The organism is Steroidobacter cummioxidans (assembly GCF_003104955.1).
The window spans coordinates 1-14,596 of sequence record NZ_LSRW01000072.1; the positions used below are offsets into that span (position 1 = coordinate 1).

General features: G+C 60.2%; 13 protein-coding genes and 2 pseudogenes. 3 read left to right on the forward strand and 12 right to left on the reverse strand.

What is annotated here, in order from left to right; all coding sequences use genetic code 11:
• Positions 1-10: 10 nt before the first annotated feature.
• Positions 11-127 (forward strand): annotated as a pseudogene (locus D0550_RS37230) (LysR family transcriptional regulator); the annotation flags it as partial.
• A 104-nt stretch (positions 128-231) separates the two neighbouring features.
• Positions 232-864, forward strand: a complete 633-nt coding sequence (locus tag D0550_RS27280) for a LysR substrate-binding domain-containing protein (RefSeq protein WP_414717349.1) — start codon at positions 232-234, stop codon at positions 862-864.
• Here the strand turns inward: D0550_RS27280 and D0550_RS27285 are convergent.
• Positions 846-1,535 (reverse strand): glutathione S-transferase C-terminal domain-containing protein, encoded by a 690-nt coding sequence (locus D0550_RS27285; RefSeq protein ID WP_116812367.1) that lies wholly within the window; start codon positions 1,533-1,535, stop codon positions 846-848. The genes D0550_RS27280 and D0550_RS27285 overlap by 19 nt on opposite strands.
• Before the next feature lie 164 nt (positions 1,536-1,699).
• Positions 1,700-2,155: a COG4315 family predicted lipoprotein gene (locus tag D0550_RS27290; RefSeq protein WP_161966082.1), complete on the reverse strand. Its 456-nt coding sequence runs from the start codon at positions 2,153-2,155 to the stop codon at positions 1,700-1,702.
• A gap of 259 nt (positions 2,156-2,414) precedes the next feature.
• On the opposite strand from D0550_RS27290, the gene D0550_RS27295 reads away from it, so the two are divergent.
• The gene (locus D0550_RS27295; protein ID WP_153067372.1) at positions 2,415-2,771 is read left to right on the forward strand and encodes a hypothetical protein; all 357 of its coding nucleotides are present in this window, start codon (positions 2,415-2,417) and stop codon (positions 2,769-2,771) included.
• 83 nt (positions 2,772-2,854) lie between these two features.
• On the opposite strand, the gene D0550_RS27300 is transcribed toward D0550_RS27295, so the two are convergent.
• The 10 genes and pseudogenes from D0550_RS27300 to D0550_RS27345 form a co-directional block, all read right to left on the reverse strand.
• Positions 2,855-3,955, reverse strand: a complete 1,101-nt coding sequence (locus tag D0550_RS27300; RefSeq protein ID WP_116812370.1) for a peptidyl-alpha-hydroxyglycine alpha-amidating lyase family protein — start codon at positions 3,953-3,955, stop codon at positions 2,855-2,857.
• A 10-nt stretch (positions 3,956-3,965) separates the two neighbouring features.
• Positions 3,966-4,829, reverse strand: a complete 864-nt coding sequence (locus D0550_RS27305) for a creatininase family protein (RefSeq protein ID WP_161966083.1) — start codon at positions 4,827-4,829, stop codon at positions 3,966-3,968.
• Positions 4,830-4,933: 104 nt separating this feature from the next.
• Positions 4,934-7,825 carry a TonB-dependent receptor domain-containing protein gene (locus tag D0550_RS27310; RefSeq protein ID WP_116812372.1) on the reverse strand — a complete coding sequence of 964 codons (2,892 nt, stop codon included), beginning with the start codon at positions 7,823-7,825 and terminating at the stop codon, positions 4,934-4,936.
• 501 nt (positions 7,826-8,326) lie between these two features.
• Positions 8,327-9,634, reverse strand: a complete 1,308-nt coding sequence (locus tag D0550_RS27315; RefSeq protein WP_116812373.1) for a cytochrome c — start codon at positions 9,632-9,634, stop codon at positions 8,327-8,329.
• Positions 9,635-9,661: 27 nt separating this feature from the next.
• The gene (locus tag D0550_RS27320; RefSeq protein WP_116812374.1) at positions 9,662-9,952 is read right to left on the reverse strand and encodes a high-potential iron-sulfur protein; all 291 of its coding nucleotides are present in this window, start codon (positions 9,950-9,952) and stop codon (positions 9,662-9,664) included.
• Positions 9,953-9,987: 35 nt separating this feature from the next.
• Positions 9,988-10,425, reverse strand: a complete 438-nt coding sequence (locus D0550_RS27325) for a c-type cytochrome (protein WP_161966084.1) — start codon at positions 10,423-10,425, stop codon at positions 9,988-9,990.
• 11 nt (positions 10,426-10,436) lie between these two features.
• Positions 10,437-10,886, reverse strand: a complete 450-nt coding sequence (locus D0550_RS27330) for a c-type cytochrome (RefSeq protein WP_153067373.1) — start codon at positions 10,884-10,886, stop codon at positions 10,437-10,439.
• 204 nt (positions 10,887-11,090) lie between these two features.
• Positions 11,091-12,188: a hypothetical protein gene (locus tag D0550_RS27335; RefSeq protein WP_161966085.1), complete on the reverse strand. Its 1,098-nt coding sequence runs from the start codon at positions 12,186-12,188 to the stop codon at positions 11,091-11,093.
• 44 nt (positions 12,189-12,232) lie between these two features.
• A complete protein-coding gene (locus D0550_RS27340) occupies positions 12,233-13,591 on the reverse strand; it encodes a COG4315 family predicted lipoprotein (RefSeq protein WP_241520942.1) in 1,359 nt (452 codons plus the stop codon).
• Between the two features lie 50 nt (positions 13,592-13,641).
• Positions 13,642-14,559 (reverse strand): annotated as a pseudogene (locus tag D0550_RS27345) (DUF1552 domain-containing protein); the annotation flags it as partial.
• Between the last annotated feature and the right edge of the window lie 37 nt (positions 14,560-14,596).

The following is a 14,596-nucleotide window of genomic DNA, read 5'->3' on the forward strand; positions in this document are numbered from 1 at the left end:
GCAGCGTCAGATGTGTATAAGAGACAGGTTCGTCACTCCGGCGGCAGTCAGCCAACAGGTGAAACGTCTCGAGGCCTATCTCGGGGTGCAGCTGTTTCGTCGTGCCTTCCGCTCGGTCGAACTGACCGCCGAAGGCGAAAGGCGGCTGGCTGCGTCGCTGCGCGAGTTGTTTGGGCAGCTCGATCTGGCATTGGAAAAAAGGCGACAGCGCCGATCGCAGCCGATCTGCGCATCAGCACCATGGAATCCTTCGCCGCCAAATGGCTCGCGCCCAGACTGCATCGGTTTCACCAAGACTGCCGCGACGTCAAGTTACGCATCGAGACCGGCAACGAGCTCACCGATTTCGTCCGCAACCGCATCGATGTCAGCATCCGCTACGGGCCCGGTGGCTACACGGACGTCTTGGCTGAGCGACTCATGGATGCGCCGGTATTTCCGGTCTGCGCGCCTTCACTAATGAGCGACGCACGCCGGCCGCTGGCCGAACCCAACGACCTGATGCAGCACACGCTCCTGCATGACGAAAGTGCGATCGCGCGAACTGGCGTGCCGAACTGGCCTGCATGGTTGCAGGCCTCTGGCGCGACGCAGGTAGATGCGAACCGAGGCCCGGTCTTTGCGAGCATCTACCTGGCGCAGGAAGCTGCTGTCGCCGGGCATGGTGTCGCACTCGGCGTCGCTCCGCTGGTCGAGGAGGACCTTCAGCGCGGTCGTCTCGCCAAGCCATTCGAATTTTCCTTACCTAACGCTTACGCTTTCTGGATCGTTCGCCGCAGTGACGCCGGCACCAATCCGGCTGTCGATGCCTTCTGCCGATGGTTGCTGAAGGAAGCATCCACGTCTCACCTCACCCGCTCATGAATGGCAAGACAGTGTCTCACCAGTCCAGGCCGCGACAACACGTAGCGTTTCAGCGGTGTGTCGATCTCATAAAAGTAGATGTTGGCGATGAACCCGTATAACGCGGCGTCGATTTTCTCCGGCTGTGCGCCGAAGAAGAACGGCTGCTCGCCCAGCAAGTCGGCAACCACACGCAGATTGTCCATGCCCCGCGCGTAGACCTGATCGGGCTCATAACGGCCGATTCCCTGATAGTGATAGCGAAGACGGTTGTATTCGCGCGCGCCCTCCAGGCTTGCCGCTGTGATGTCGGGATGTGTCTCGAGTAATGCTGCCTTGAAAGCGGGCCAGTAGCGCTCATCGCGCCAACGCGAATAGCTCATCTGCCAATACAAATCATCCAGTGTTCGCCTCACCAGCAGGTCGAGGTTGCGCTGCTGTGAATCCAACGTCGCATCGGCATTCAAACCGCAACGCTCGTCGAGGTAGGCGATGATCGCGTCGCTATCGCCGATCGTGACCGTGCCATCTACCAGGTAGGGCAGCTGTCCGCGCGGCGCCGAGCGTGTATCCAGGATGTGCCGATGCTCAAACTCGACGTTGTGCAGGCGCAGGAACGCATACACCTTGAGCCCGAACGGATTGTTGTCGGCGACGCCGAACAGATCCGGATAGGAGTACAGCGTTCTCATAGGACTTCTCCGGACAGAGCCAGGCTCCTGCCTCTCGAGAATCGGTGGAGTGCAATCTACCGCGTCGACACGCTGATGACGCCGCAAAGAACGGCCGTGGTCAAGTCAGTTAGAAGCCTAGCCTCGCCTGAGCGAATGATCCAAACGTTGCAAGCGCTCCATCGCTACGGCTGCAGCAGTTCTGCCGTTGCCTGAAGTTTCTTGGCTTTCACGGCTTTCGCATCGATGGGCGGAGGTGACAATTCGACCCCTGCTCTGGCGAGATAGGCATACCCGCTCTCGTCCAGATACCAATCCATGTTCTTCCCGGCCCCTTTTGCATCGTTGGGACGGTCCTCGAAATAGGTGTAGACCGGACTGTTCTTGTAGGCCCACTGCAGGCGGCCATCGTCGCGCTTCACGATGGTCCAGAACCCCACGGGTTTATCGTTCTTCTCCGCGCGAATGATGGGCCACACCGCCGTGCAATCTCGATCGCACAGCGAGCGGCCGGCGGGCTCGCCCTTGAAAATGTACAGCGGCAGCAGTTGCGGGAAAGATTTATAACCCCAGGCGCCATTGGAGCCCTGTGACAAAGCAACGGCCCCGGGATAGGACAGACTGGGGTCGGAAGGCTCCATCGCCGCTCCCGATTGAGTCAAAAGCACCAACGCCGCACTGAGCGACACGCAAAGCCTACGCATTTTCAACCTCCGTCGTTCGGTGCTGACGATGATCCGGACCTCGCTGCAAAGATAGTCTAGCTCGCTCGATCATGACTGTCCCAATCGGCGGCCGGGGAATCGTTTGTTTGCGTCATATACCGGGCTGGTCGGCTGGAACTGAATTCGCACCCGGTCGTTAGTTCTGGCAGAACGGCAACTGCTTGCGGAGGCGTGTATGCGATTCGGCACTTTTTGCCCTACCCTTTGCATGGGGCTACTCGCGCTGTATTGCCAGGCTTCACTGGCTGACGACAAGACCGCCACTCCACCTGCCACGCCCAAAGCATCCGTGAAACGCGATTGCGCCGACGCAACGGGCGCCACCAAGAAAGAGTGTGAGAAGGTCGCTGCCAAAATCGATGCGCAAACCGCCAATCCGGAAGCGCAGCCGGCCACCAAAGATGCCCAAAGCAGTGCCGATTACGTCCATCACTCCAGCCCCGCCATGCGCACCCCGGCCGAGGTTACCCAGGACAAGGCGAAGGCAAAGTCGGAACGGAAGCATCAGAGCGCCAAGCCTGAGCCCAAATAAATCGCGTTGTCGGTTTCCCAAAAGGAAAGCGGAGGCGAACCAATGTCTGCCTCCGCCTGCCATGCTTGGAATCGCGGCCGCGACTACTTCTTCAGCACGAGCTCCTTGCCAATGAGCTGCGCCTTGTTGGCGTTCTTCTTCGGCACGAACTTCTGCACGCGGTTGTTGTTGGCGTCGGCGACATAGAAGTTGCCTTCGTTATCGACGTCGATCTGGTGCGCGTTGTCGCTGACACCCGCCGCGCTACCCAGTGTGCCCCACTGGGACACCAGTTTGCCGTTGAGGTCATAGCAGGCATAGCGGCCATATTGAGTCGCGGACACACACACGCGTTTGTCTTCCGTCGTGATGACGCGGGTCACCCGCGCGGTGCCCGGCCACTGGTCGAGGAACTTGCCGTTGTGGTCGAAGATCTGGATGCGATCGTTGTTGCGGTCGGCCACATAGACGCGGTTGGCGTCGACAGCCACGGAGTGGACCAGGCTGAACTGACCCGGAGCCGAGCCTCTTGAGCCCCACGACGTCAGGTACTTGCCGTTCTTGTCGAACTTCACGACGCGCGAGTTGGTGTAACCGTCCGCGACATAGAACGAGCCATCCGGCAGGAAGGCAAGGCTGGCGGGATCGTGGAAGTGAGTTTCGTCATTCCCCGGCACGCCCTTCTCACCGACCTTGAGCAGCAACTGCTTGCCGTCATTGCTGAACTTCAGGATGCGATGATTGAAACGATCGACCACCCACACGGCGTGCGCGGGGTCGTACGGGTCGATGATGATGTGGTGTGCGATCGATATTTCGCTGTTCCACTGCGACCAGTTCTCAATGACCTCGCCGTTGGCATTGAGCACCATGATGTTGTTGACGTCGCCCTTGTCGAAGTTGTTGTTGTCGCGGACAACGGTGGTCTTTTCCTTCATCACCTTGCCGTCGGCGGTCAGCATCGGATGACCTTCGCGGGTGTCGTTGCGGTCGACGGCGCCGATGAAGACGCGGTTCGGGTCTTCGGCGTTCACGGACACGACGCGCTGATTCCAGCCTTCGATGCCTGGCTTGAACCAGCCGACCACCACGTCATACGGACCGGTGAGATCCAGCCCGCCCTTTTCCTGGGCCGCAGCCGGGCCGGCAGCGGCGATGCACAGGGCGACCAGAGAGACGCCCCAAACGCTATGAGTCTTTTTCATGGAAGTTCAGTCAGCTTTTTGGCGGAATGAAGGTTTGAATTTGTTTGACGGCAAAGTCGACCTTCATTTCGAAGGCCTGTTTGCCAATCGCAGCACTGGCACGCCGGGCATCGCCAACGATACCGTTCTTCGGCGAGTCCGCAGCAGGCTGCGGTTTGCCATCGGCGCCGACCGGAATACCCACCGCCGTCGGCAGCAATGACTTGCGTACATACGCGCCATCGCGATCCAGGTACATCATGATGGAAGTGTCGTGGATGCCACCGTGCCTGGCTCTGGGATAGCCTTGAGCAGCCAGCTTGTCTTCCATCGCATGGTTCGCAGGCTCGTACACCTGATCGCAGTAAAAGACATGGACGCCCGACGCGCTGTACTTGGCATTCATCTCGCTCGCGACCTTGCGATAGACGTTTTTGTCGCCCTCGCCCTGACCGCCGCCATGGTCACCCATCACCACCACGTTCTTGAATCCGGTGGTGATCGACTGTTCGACCATTCGCTCCAGAACTTTTTCTAACAGCTCGTTGGTCAGGCCAATGGTCCCTGGAAGCTCCGCGCTGGCGTTGTTTGGAGTGAGCGGCAGCACCGGCATGGCGATCGCGTTTCCCAGGCGCAACGCAATCTCTCTGACAATCGCCCGCCCCATGATGTTATGGCCGCCGTTGACATTCTGCGGTCCCCGTTGCTCGACACCACCGGTGTAGATGAGGGCCGTGGTCTTGCCTGCCGCGAGCGCGTCCTTGACCTCGGGCCAGGTCATCAACTCGAACTCGACGACCTTGGAGCTGGAGCCGGCGGCGTGGGCTGGCTGCGCAGCCAGTGAGGCAGCTGCAAATAACGTAAGCGCAACGCTTGTCACAATGAGATGACGCATCTTTGCTCCCTGATATCGAGTATGAAACTGCACCGTGAGCCAGGAAAAAAGCGAAGCCGGAATATCCGGCTTCGCCTTCTGGCCCATGACGGCGCCAAGCTGGGTTAGAACTTGAACCGTACACCCATGCGGTACTGACGGCCGACTCGGTCGTAATCGGCGTTGCCCTGACCCGACCAGTGCGACGAGCTGAGACTACCGCCAATCGTCGGCGGCTGCGTGTTGGTCAGATTTTCGATCGTCCCGAACAGCTCGAAGCTGTCGAACTTATAGGCGCCCGACAGATCGATCGTCGTCATGCCGGCGATGTCATTGTCCGCGATGGTCGGACGCTCGGCCGTCGACACCGGGCAGTTGCTGGTGCACTCGATGAAGCCGTTGGCGTACACACCCGGACCGGTGTAGCGAACGATCGTGGTCAGCGTGAGCGCATCGCCTTTGTACCCGATCGACAGGAAGCCGCGCAGATCCGGCGAAGTCAGACCCTGGTAAGGCGGAATGCTGCCGCCCCAATTGCCGACGACGCCGGCGCCATCGAAACGCCTGCCATCGAGATCTGTGGTCTCGAGCGTCAACACGCGGCTGGCCATGGCGCGGATCACCAGGTCACCGCTCAAGGAGCCGATCAGGCCGGACATCGGGAAGCGGTAGCTGGCTTCCAGATCGATGCCGCTGGCCTTTTGCCCGATCAGGTTTTGCGGCTGCGTGACCACCATGAAGATCATATTGGGGTTGGTGGTGTCATAGATGATCGAGTTGCACAGCGTCGCATTGCCGCGGTCACACAGTTCGATCACCTTTTGCGCGTTCGGCGCTTGCACCGACCCTGTGACGTCGATGCTGTAATAGTCGACCGACATCTGGAAGCCTGGCAGGAATCGTGGCGCCATCACCACGCCGAAACCCGTTGTGTCGGCCTCTTCGGGCTTGAGATTCGGGTTGCCCCGGGTGAGCGAGTAGCCGTTTGGATTGGTCACGCCGCCGGGATTTGGATTCGTCAACACCTGACCCGAACCCGTTTGGCCAGCCGTGAACAGCTCGCCAAGGTTTGGCGCACGAATGTCGCGTGAGCGCGTGAAGCGGAAGCGCAGATCTTCGATCGGCCGCCAGGTCAAACCGCCCTTCCAGGTCGTGACGTAGCCGGAGGTCGAGTAATCGGTCGCACGCACGGCAGCGTTCAAGTCGAGCTCTTGCGCCATTGTCATATCGCGAGCCAGCGGCACGAGAGTTTCAACGTAGCCTTCGGTGACGTTGAATTTGCCGTGGCTGGCTTTGTAGTTGCCGGCGAAGAATTGGGTCGCCTCGTCGCGCTCGGAAGCCCAGCCCGATACTTTCTCGATACGATGTTCGAGACCGACCGCGAGCGACACCGGACCGGCCCACGAATTGAACGGTTCGCCACTGACGTTGGCCGCAGCGACCTGCTGCTCGAGCGTTTCATCACGGATGGAAACGCCCATGACGTAGTCGAGCGCTGCCTGGCTGTTCACACCGATACCGAACGGGTTGTACGGCACGCAGGATGGATCGTTATTGGACGGATCTGCGTCGGTGTTCACGCGGCAGGTGGGAACGCCGTTGACCATGACGGAATCGATCGCCCTCAGGTAGTTCGGCGTGATGCCGTTGTGGGCGGTCCGTGGCTTGAGGTCGATTTCGCTATGTTGGACATAGGCGTCCCATTTCCACTCCGTGCCAAAGGCGCCGAATCCGCCATCGAGGCCGGCGGCTACGCGAGACAGCGTACGGCTGTAATCGCCTTTCAATCGCCCCATATCGGCGTTGGTCGTACCCATCACGAACGACGTCTGGTTGGCCGCCGTCATCGCATCACGCAGCGATTGCGGCAGGAAGGCGTTATCGATACGGATCGTGTTGTTGCCCAGGCGGCGGTTCGGATTGGCGATATTCACCGTGCTGGTATCCGAATACTGCCCTTCGACGTACGCACTGACGTTGTCGCTCAGATCGAAGCTGGAGCGCAGAAAGGCGATCTTGCGATCGACACTGCCCGCAATGTCGATGCCGTTTTCGATGCGCGAGTACTCCCAATCACCGCCCTGTTGAAAGTTGTTGCCGACATTGGTGCCGAAGTTGTAGCCAGTAAGAATCTCGCCCCCCGGCCCGAAATAGGTTCCTCTGTTGACCCCGCTCGTGATGATGCCGCCCGGCGTACCGGCGACCAGACCCACATTGCGACTGACGATGTACCGCGGCTGACCATTACCCTCAGCGTAAGCTGGATTGTTGATGACGGCTGCAGGCAATCTGGCCCACGGACGATCGTTGGTACCGTCGATGCCGTCGCTATGCGTGTACTCGCCCGACAAAAGAAGATGGCCGCGGCCGTCCGCGAACTTGGTGCCGAAGCTCAACTGAGCACTGATGCTCTTGTCGTCCTCGTACTTGGTCATGCCGGTTTGGACCTGACCCTTCAGACCGGTGAAGTTGCGGTTGAGCACGAAGTTGACGACGCCCGACAAAGCGTCCGAGCCGTAAGCCGCCGAGGCACCGCCGGTCACGACGTCGACGCGCTCGATCAGCGCGTTTGGGAAGGAATTGATGTCCGGAGCGCTGTTGCCCGAGGTGAGCGCCGCGTTGATATAGCGCTTGCCGTCGAGCAGGACCAGCGTGCGGTTCGTACCCATGCTGCGCAAGTTGAGCTGGCTCACGCCGGTAGCGCCGGTCGAGAGGTTGCCGTTTGCCGAACGCGGGCTGGCCGAGCCCGAGAAAGCCGGCAGGACGTTCACTGCATCGGCGACGTTCACCACGTTCAACGCTGTGAGTTCTTCTGCGCCCAGCACCGAGACGGGTGTCGGCGCTTCGTAGCCGTCACGGACAATTCGCGAACCGGTGACGACGACCTGATCGAGCGTCGTGGACTCGGCGTCTTGCGCGTACGTGTTGGTGACAGCAACGGTTGCAAGTGCAGTGGCACCAACCGTCGACAGCGCCAGAACCTTCGCGCGGCGACGAGCCATACTGGATAGAATCATCAGAGTTCCCCTCGTTAGTTCGGCGCGACTGCACGGTCGGTGCGGCCTGCGCGCACATCATTAGTTGTTTATTGAGCCTGCAAACTAAGGCTGACCTTGAGCCTTCAGTCTCCCGGCCAACGAGGTTGCAATCCCCATGCCACGCACTTGCAGGCCCGGCGCCGACGTCGGGACGCTGAGAATAGTTTGAATACTCACACGTTGTGGGCGGGGGAATGCGCAGGACGATCGGCTGAATCTTGCCGATTCGCAGACTCTCGATCGGCGGAAAGCAGCCTATGCGCAAGCGACGATATGATTCAGCGGCTCGATGCAGTCACGGAAACAACATCGAAACGATGTTGAAGCGCAGATCGCAGAACGTGCAGAGCAGATGCTCGCTGGCGCGGACACAGTGAGATATGGAGCTGCGTGCGCAGCTCCATGCCATCGAGCCGGTGGATAGTACTGATGATTCCTACATCGACGCCCGTTTCTCACAGCCGCCGACGTGGATCAGTCTCAACGCTGCTTGGCCACCCGAGCAGCGTCTACAGGGGGAGCCGTGTTGCCCCACGAGCCGCGCACATAGTTCGCGACGTTGGCAATATCGGTGTCGCTCAAGACATCCGCATACGGTTTCATGGTTTCCCATGCACCGAGTTTTATGCCTTCGGCGGGCGTAGCACCGTATAGAACGGCATTGATGAGCGAATCGGGATCGGCAGACTGCACGATGGCGCTGCCTGCCAGCGGCGGTCCAGAGAACATGCCGCCACGCCCAGAAGCGCCGTGACACTTTTCGCAGCGATCGTGATAAATGGTCTGTCCCAGCGCGGCCTGTTCTGGGGTCACTGGTGTGATCGCCTCCGCGCCTTCCGGCAAACTCTTCGGAGGCAGACTCTTGATATAGGTTGCCATGGCACGAGCATCTTCCAGCGTCAGCTTGGAAGTGCTGTTGGCCACCACCTCATTCATCGGCCCCCAGGCGCCGCCGCGTAGACTGAAGCCTGTATGCAAGTACTTGGTCAGATCATCCACCGACCATGTCTTGAGACCGTCAGCCGATGACGTCAGATTCACCGCAGCCCAATCACGCACTTTGTCAGCAGTGACGTACTCGCGCAGGGTACCGCCCTGATAAGCCTTGTCACGCATCTCCGCCATGAAGCGATTGCGAGGGGTATGACACGCCCCGCAATGACCCAGCGCATCCACCAGATAGGCTCCTCGATTCCATTCCGGAGTCTGTTGCGGATCCGGCTTGAAGCGAGCAGGTTCGAAGAAAAGCGCATTCCAGACGACCATGCCCCAACGCAGCTTGAACACGAAATCGTTGGCTGGCGGGCGATAGTCATCGGCCGCCACAGTGCGCATATAAGCATATAGCGCAGCCACATCCTCGTCGGTCATCTGCGTGAACGAGGTATACGGAAACGCAGGAAACAGTCGATATCCGTCAGCTGCAACGCCCTCGTGCAGAGCGCGCCGCAGGTCCTCCGCCGTCCACTTGCCAATGCCGGCTGCGACGCTGGAAGTGATATTGGAGGAGTAGAGAGTGCCTACCGGGCTTTCAAACTTCACACCACCCGCGTAGGGAGCGCCACCTGGACGCGTGTGGCAACTGGCGCAATTTCCCGCCAGTGCCACATAGCGTCCACGCTCAACCAGCGCATCAGTATCGTTGCTTGCAGCAGCCGCCGCTGGTGGGGCCGTGGCCGGATCCTTCGTCTCTTCAGCGCCCGGTGCCCGCCCGGCAAACAGCGCCGTGAGAACCGCTACACCCAGTACTCCCGACAGCCAGTACGGCGGCTTACGCAAACATCGCATGATGGGGGCTGATGAATCTTCGCTGTATTAGCCTTTGGGAGACCACGACTCGCAATGCCCCGTGGATGGGACATTGCAGCTGAAGATCTGGCAATGGCCGCAGGCAGCATCGCCACCATCGTACAAGCCACAACCCCCACACTTCTGATCGGGCTTGGGCGATTGTTCCGTGAAGTTCAACGCCGCCGCCAGACCCTCATTCATCTTGCCATCGAGGCAGGCTTGTTCGCCTTCGGCCCGAGCCACGCCGGCGACCGACGCCACGGCTCCAGCCAAAGTCACTTGAAACAATCCACGCCGTGTCATTTTGGTTGACATCTCAAACCCCTCGCGCCGCTATTGGGACAACAGCGTCAGATCTTCTTCTCGTCACGATAGACATCGTGACAACCCTTGCAGGGCAACGCTTCGATCACCAGCATCGCCGCCTGATCGACGCCCTGCTCGCGGCCGACTTTGGCCATTTCCGCAGACTTCTCTGCAAAGTCCTTCATGCGCTTGGAAAAGTCCGCCCAGTCTTTCCAGACTTCGGGCTTGGACGCACCGCCCGGCACCTTGGCTTCGAACGACTTCAGGGCGATGGAAGCCGTCAACGCCAGGGTCTCCATATGAGCCAGCGTGTTCTCGGCGGGTCCGGCACCGGAGAGAATCTGTCCGAGGACGGCGGTCTGATGCTCCAAAGACTTCATGATGTGCTGGCGGTAGTCCACCACATCCTTGTCATCGGTATGGCCGACCATGGGCAGCAACATCATCACGCCCAGAGCGACTGCTTTGCTTGCACGGATCATTGCTACTGGCCTCATTTCTTCGCTACCCGGTAAACATCGTGGCAGCCCTTGCAGGACAGACTGCTCAGTTTCGGCGTCACCGCCGGCACGCCACCTTGCTTGGCGGCCTTGGCCACATCGGCCGCTGCGGCAACCATGTCATCCAGGCGCTTGGAGAAATCGTCCCACTTGTCCCAAACCTCGGGCTTGGACTCGCCTCCCAGGACCTTGGGAGTGAAGGCGACCTTGGCCACGCTGGCGGTGATACTGAGCACTTCCGCCTGAGTGGCGATATCCGCAGCAGGTGCCTTGCCTTTGGTGATCTGATTGAGAGCGGCGAACTGCTCGCCCAACGTCTTCATGACATGGGAGCGATAGTCCCTCACGTCCTGATCGTCGGCGAAACCGCTGATGGGCAACAAGGTCCCGACGAACGCAATTCCTGCCCAGGCGAGCCTCGGCAGCGCGGTGGATCTATTCAAAACATTCCCCTCCGAAAACAACGCCGCTTTACACGGCTTGAGTGGCTCGTACCGCTTCTCAAGCGTACACCATGCCTTCTTGTACCAAATGCTACCAGCCGACCGATCCGTCGCCTGAAGGCGAGGAAATTTTGGTCAATGGGAGGCCTCAAAAGAGGAAATTTCTTCCTCTTCCAAGGTCTTTTCACTTGATCGTGCGATCAGCTATTCGCCAACGGCTTCGCTGCGCGCGCTCGAGCCCTGCACACTGGAGATGGCCTGCTCGCCGCGCTCCTCATGCAGGATGAAGGCTTGCACGAACTTGATCTCCCAGGCCATGGATATCGCCGTGTTCCTACCGGTCTGCGGGTCCGGATAGGCGTCGGCGTGCTTGTACATGGCGCGATACTCGGAAGTCATCGGCTCCGCACCGTAGCTGCGATGGTGGGTCGACCAGTTCTGGCCGAGCGAATTGTAGTAACGCTCGATGTCGGTGTACCCCGCCATCAGACCTTCCGCACTTTCCGGCGTCAGCTTGAGCTTCACGCGCCAATCGCGCACCGACAGATAAGGCACCCCGCGAGCCTGTGACTCGGGGAAGGTGACATCGCCAGGCTGGGTCGTCAGGACCCCGTCCTGGATCTTACCTTTCAGTTGATAGATGAAGCTCTTGCCCCAGCGGAAGTCGATCCGATGCGTGCTGCCAGGAGTGTAGTCGCCGAGCGTATCCACCATCAGCGGATCCTTGCCGCGATAGAGGGTGACGGTGACGTCGTCGTCATTGGTGAGGTCGTCGACGTTGGTGAGCTCCACCAGGAAGCGGTTGTAATTGAACTTCCGCATGTAGTCCTGGATGAAGTGCCGGTAGGACCCATCGGGACCCCGATAGTTGTCGACGCAGCCGAGCACCCGGTACATCTGATTGTCGATACCCTTCTCGCCGTCGGGGCTGGTGAAATCGTTGGGACCGACTTTGCCATCCAGGTTCAGCCCGATCGCAGTCGTGCCCTGGGCTTCCTTGAAGTGCAGCTTGGGCTCGGGATCGAGGGTCGGGTTCCAGATCTGCCCCTCGCGCTCCAGCTGCGACTCGGCGAACTTGTATTTGACGCCGGCGTCGGCGGGATAGAGCGTCTTGAACTGCTCGCGCGGGCCGTCGTTGATACCTTCCGGACACTCCACCTTGCCGTCCGCCGACTGCCAGATCGCTACGTTCTTGGCGGTCAAAACATAGCCGATCGTCTTGCCGCGTAACGGACTATCGGCAGCCTGCGCAGTCGCTACGCCGAGCGCGCAGCCCAGCAGGCCTGCCAAGGCGGGTTTCATCGATCGATAAGACTGCATAGAAACGTCCCCCTTTTTCTCGAAGGTCAGCGCGAGCCGCCAGCATTGCCGCCAAAGTCATCGCGCAGCCAGAATGCCTTGTAGCCGTTGCGCGCACCATTGAACTCGCCCCAGGTATCGCACTCGATGTCCCCAGGCTTTTTGTCACGCACGCAGTTATAGACTGGCCGATCGCGATAAGCCCACACATGCAGCGCACCCGGCGCGTTGGCAGTCGCCTTCTTGCCGGTCATCGGATCGATGTGCATCGTGCTCCAGATGTGACTGTTGCTCTTCGCCCCTTTCGGCGCGATCACGTACGGGAAATTTTTCACGCACAGCTCGGGATCGCCACGACCACAGACGGCAAACCGATACGCCTGGGGCGTCTCGGGATGATTGCAGGCCAGCTGGTCGATGGCATCGTCGTTGCAATTGTAGATGTAGATCGTCATGCCCTTCGCGTCACCGAGCACCTGACCGGAGTGCATGTCATTGACGGTGAAGCCCGGAGGCGCGGGCGGCGCCATCTGGGTGTAGACGTTGTGCCAGCCAGGCACATCGCTACCTTCGAGGCTGCTGTTGCGGGCATCCAGCGTGCGCGTATAGACGGGCATCTTGCGGAAAGCCCACTGCTTCACGCCGGGCGAGCTCTCGATGATGGACCAGTCGCCCTGAGGACGAACGGTCTCGGGCGCAAGCACGGGCGCCCAATCGCGCAGGCACTTGGAATCGCAGTTGGACTTGCCCGGTGCATCGTGGTCCGAATAGTAGACCGAGCGCCCGGTGGCACCGATGGTTAGAAGATGACCGGTCGCGACCGTGCGCACGGCGAACTGCGGCGGAACATTTGGCGGCGGTCCCACTGGCTTGCGCTGCGCACCGCCCTCTGAAGTACCTCGCATCTCACTGCCGCCGAAGACGTCGCCTGGCCCGCGGTCGAGGACCGAGGTGTACAGCGCATAACCATCGTATGCCCACTGTTTAGTGCCGTCTTTACGATCGATGATCGTCCACTTGCCGACCGGCTCCGCGTTGGCCTTGGCCAGTACCGGCGGCCAGACATCGGTGCAGCTGGGTCGGGTCTCGACTTCCGGCAGTTCCAATCCACCCGGATACGGACTCATCAAGCCCGCGTTCTCGGTGTACTTGTGATTGTCGCAGGTGGGCTTGCCCTTCTGCTCGCCCGCATCGCCGTTACGCAAATTGGTGATCGGCCAGCTGTAGAGCGTCTTGCCGTTCGCGTCGGTGTAAACCGGCCCTTCGAAATCGGCCACGATCACCTTGAAGCCGCGCGGCATCGGCTCGCGCACGTAGTCTTCTAACAACTGCTTGTTCTTCGCTTCCGCCGGCAACATTACGAACGCCGCCGCCAGCACGCCCATCAGGCCTACAATTTCTCGCATCAATCCCCCTTTCATACAGCGCGACAACTGCTCCGATCCGCAAGCGCGGATCAGACCAGCATCTCGCTGATGACTTTGCTGGTCTGGTTGCTCTTGGTTCCCCACGAGGGAATGTCCAGGCCCATGACCTTCATTGTGGTAAAGCCGAGCTGGGTTCCTTGCGCACCCTTGCAATCGATGTGTAGCCCGGTCTTGACCCTGCCGCCGGCCTTGCCCGCGGTGAACGCCGGCATCTCTTCGAGCGAATGGATGCGCGCATTGGCCACGTCGGTGTTGGCCATGATGAGGCAATTGTCGAGCAGCGTGCCGTCGCCCTCCTTCACGCTATTGAAGGCTTCGACAAAATACGCCCACGATTCCATCGAGCGGCGCAGGAACCACGATGCATTGGGCTGATAGCCCAGTTGATGATCCGTCGGCTCTTCGTGCGTCGTCGTGTGGTGCGGCTTCTCGTAGCCGGGCTTGGTCGTGTTGGCCTGGGCGTTCGAGTAGGCCATGTTGAATACTCGGGTCTGGTCGCAGGCGACGGCCATGACCAGCAGATCGGTCATTATCTTGTGGCGCTCGGCGACCAGGCCCGCCTCGTTGCCGAGCTTCGGATCTTCCTTCGGCGCCTTGGGGACCACACAGGCCGCGCGCGGCTCAGGCTTGGTCAACTGATGGTCGAACTGCTGCTCGAGATGACGCAGGCCCGTGAAGTACTGATCGAGCCGCTGCCGATCCTCGGCACCGACCCTGCGCTCCAGTCCCTTGATCTGATCAGAGACTGCCGACAGCGCGCTCTTGCGCGCCATGATGAGTGGGCTCGGCGAGAAGGTGGGCGCATTCGGATCCTGGAAATCCGGGCCGAACAGCCGCCGGTAGAAATTCAGCGGTGAGAATTCCGGCGAGTTGGGCGTGTTGGCATTCTCGTAGGACACGACGGTACGCACGTCGCCGGTCGCGGTTGCAGTCAGGTTCTTGAAGCGCGTGGTGCGGCCTGTCTCTTATACACATCTCCGAGCC

Coding starts and splice junctions, on each gene's coding strand:
- D0550_RS27285 (WP_116812367.1), bottom strand. CDS start 1,535: ATGAGAACGCTGTACTCCTATCCGGATCTGTTCGGCGTCGCCGACAAC.
- D0550_RS27290 (WP_161966082.1), bottom strand. CDS start 2,155: ATGGAGCCTTCCGACCCCAGTCTGTCCTATCCCGGGGCCGTTGCTTTG.
- D0550_RS27295 (WP_153067372.1), top strand. CDS start 2,415: ATGCGATTCGGCACTTTTTGCCCTACCCTTTGCATGGGGCTACTCGCG.
- D0550_RS27300 (WP_116812370.1), bottom strand. CDS start 3,955: ATGAAAAAGACTCATAGCGTTTGGGGCGTCTCTCTGGTCGCCCTGTGC.
- D0550_RS27305 (WP_161966083.1), bottom strand. CDS start 4,829: ATGCGTCATCTCATTGTGACAAGCGTTGCGCTTACGTTATTTGCAGCT.
- D0550_RS27310 (WP_116812372.1), bottom strand. CDS start 7,825: ATGATTCTATCCAGTATGGCTCGTCGCCGCGCGAAGGTTCTGGCGCTG.
- D0550_RS27315 (WP_116812373.1), bottom strand. CDS start 9,634: ATGCGATGTTTGCGTAAGCCGCCGTACTGGCTGTCGGGAGTACTGGGT.
- D0550_RS27320 (WP_116812374.1), bottom strand. CDS start 9,952: ATGTCAACCAAAATGACACGGCGTGGATTGTTTCAAGTGACTTTGGCT.
- D0550_RS27325 (WP_161966084.1), bottom strand. CDS start 10,425: ATGATCCGTGCAAGCAAAGCAGTCGCTCTGGGCGTGATGATGTTGCTG.
- D0550_RS27335 (WP_161966085.1), bottom strand. CDS start 12,188: ATGAAACCCGCCTTGGCAGGCCTGCTGGGCTGCGCGCTCGGCGTAGCG.
- D0550_RS27340 (WP_241520942.1), bottom strand. CDS start 13,591: ATGCGAGAAATTGTAGGCCTGATGGGCGTGCTGGCGGCGGCGTTCGTA.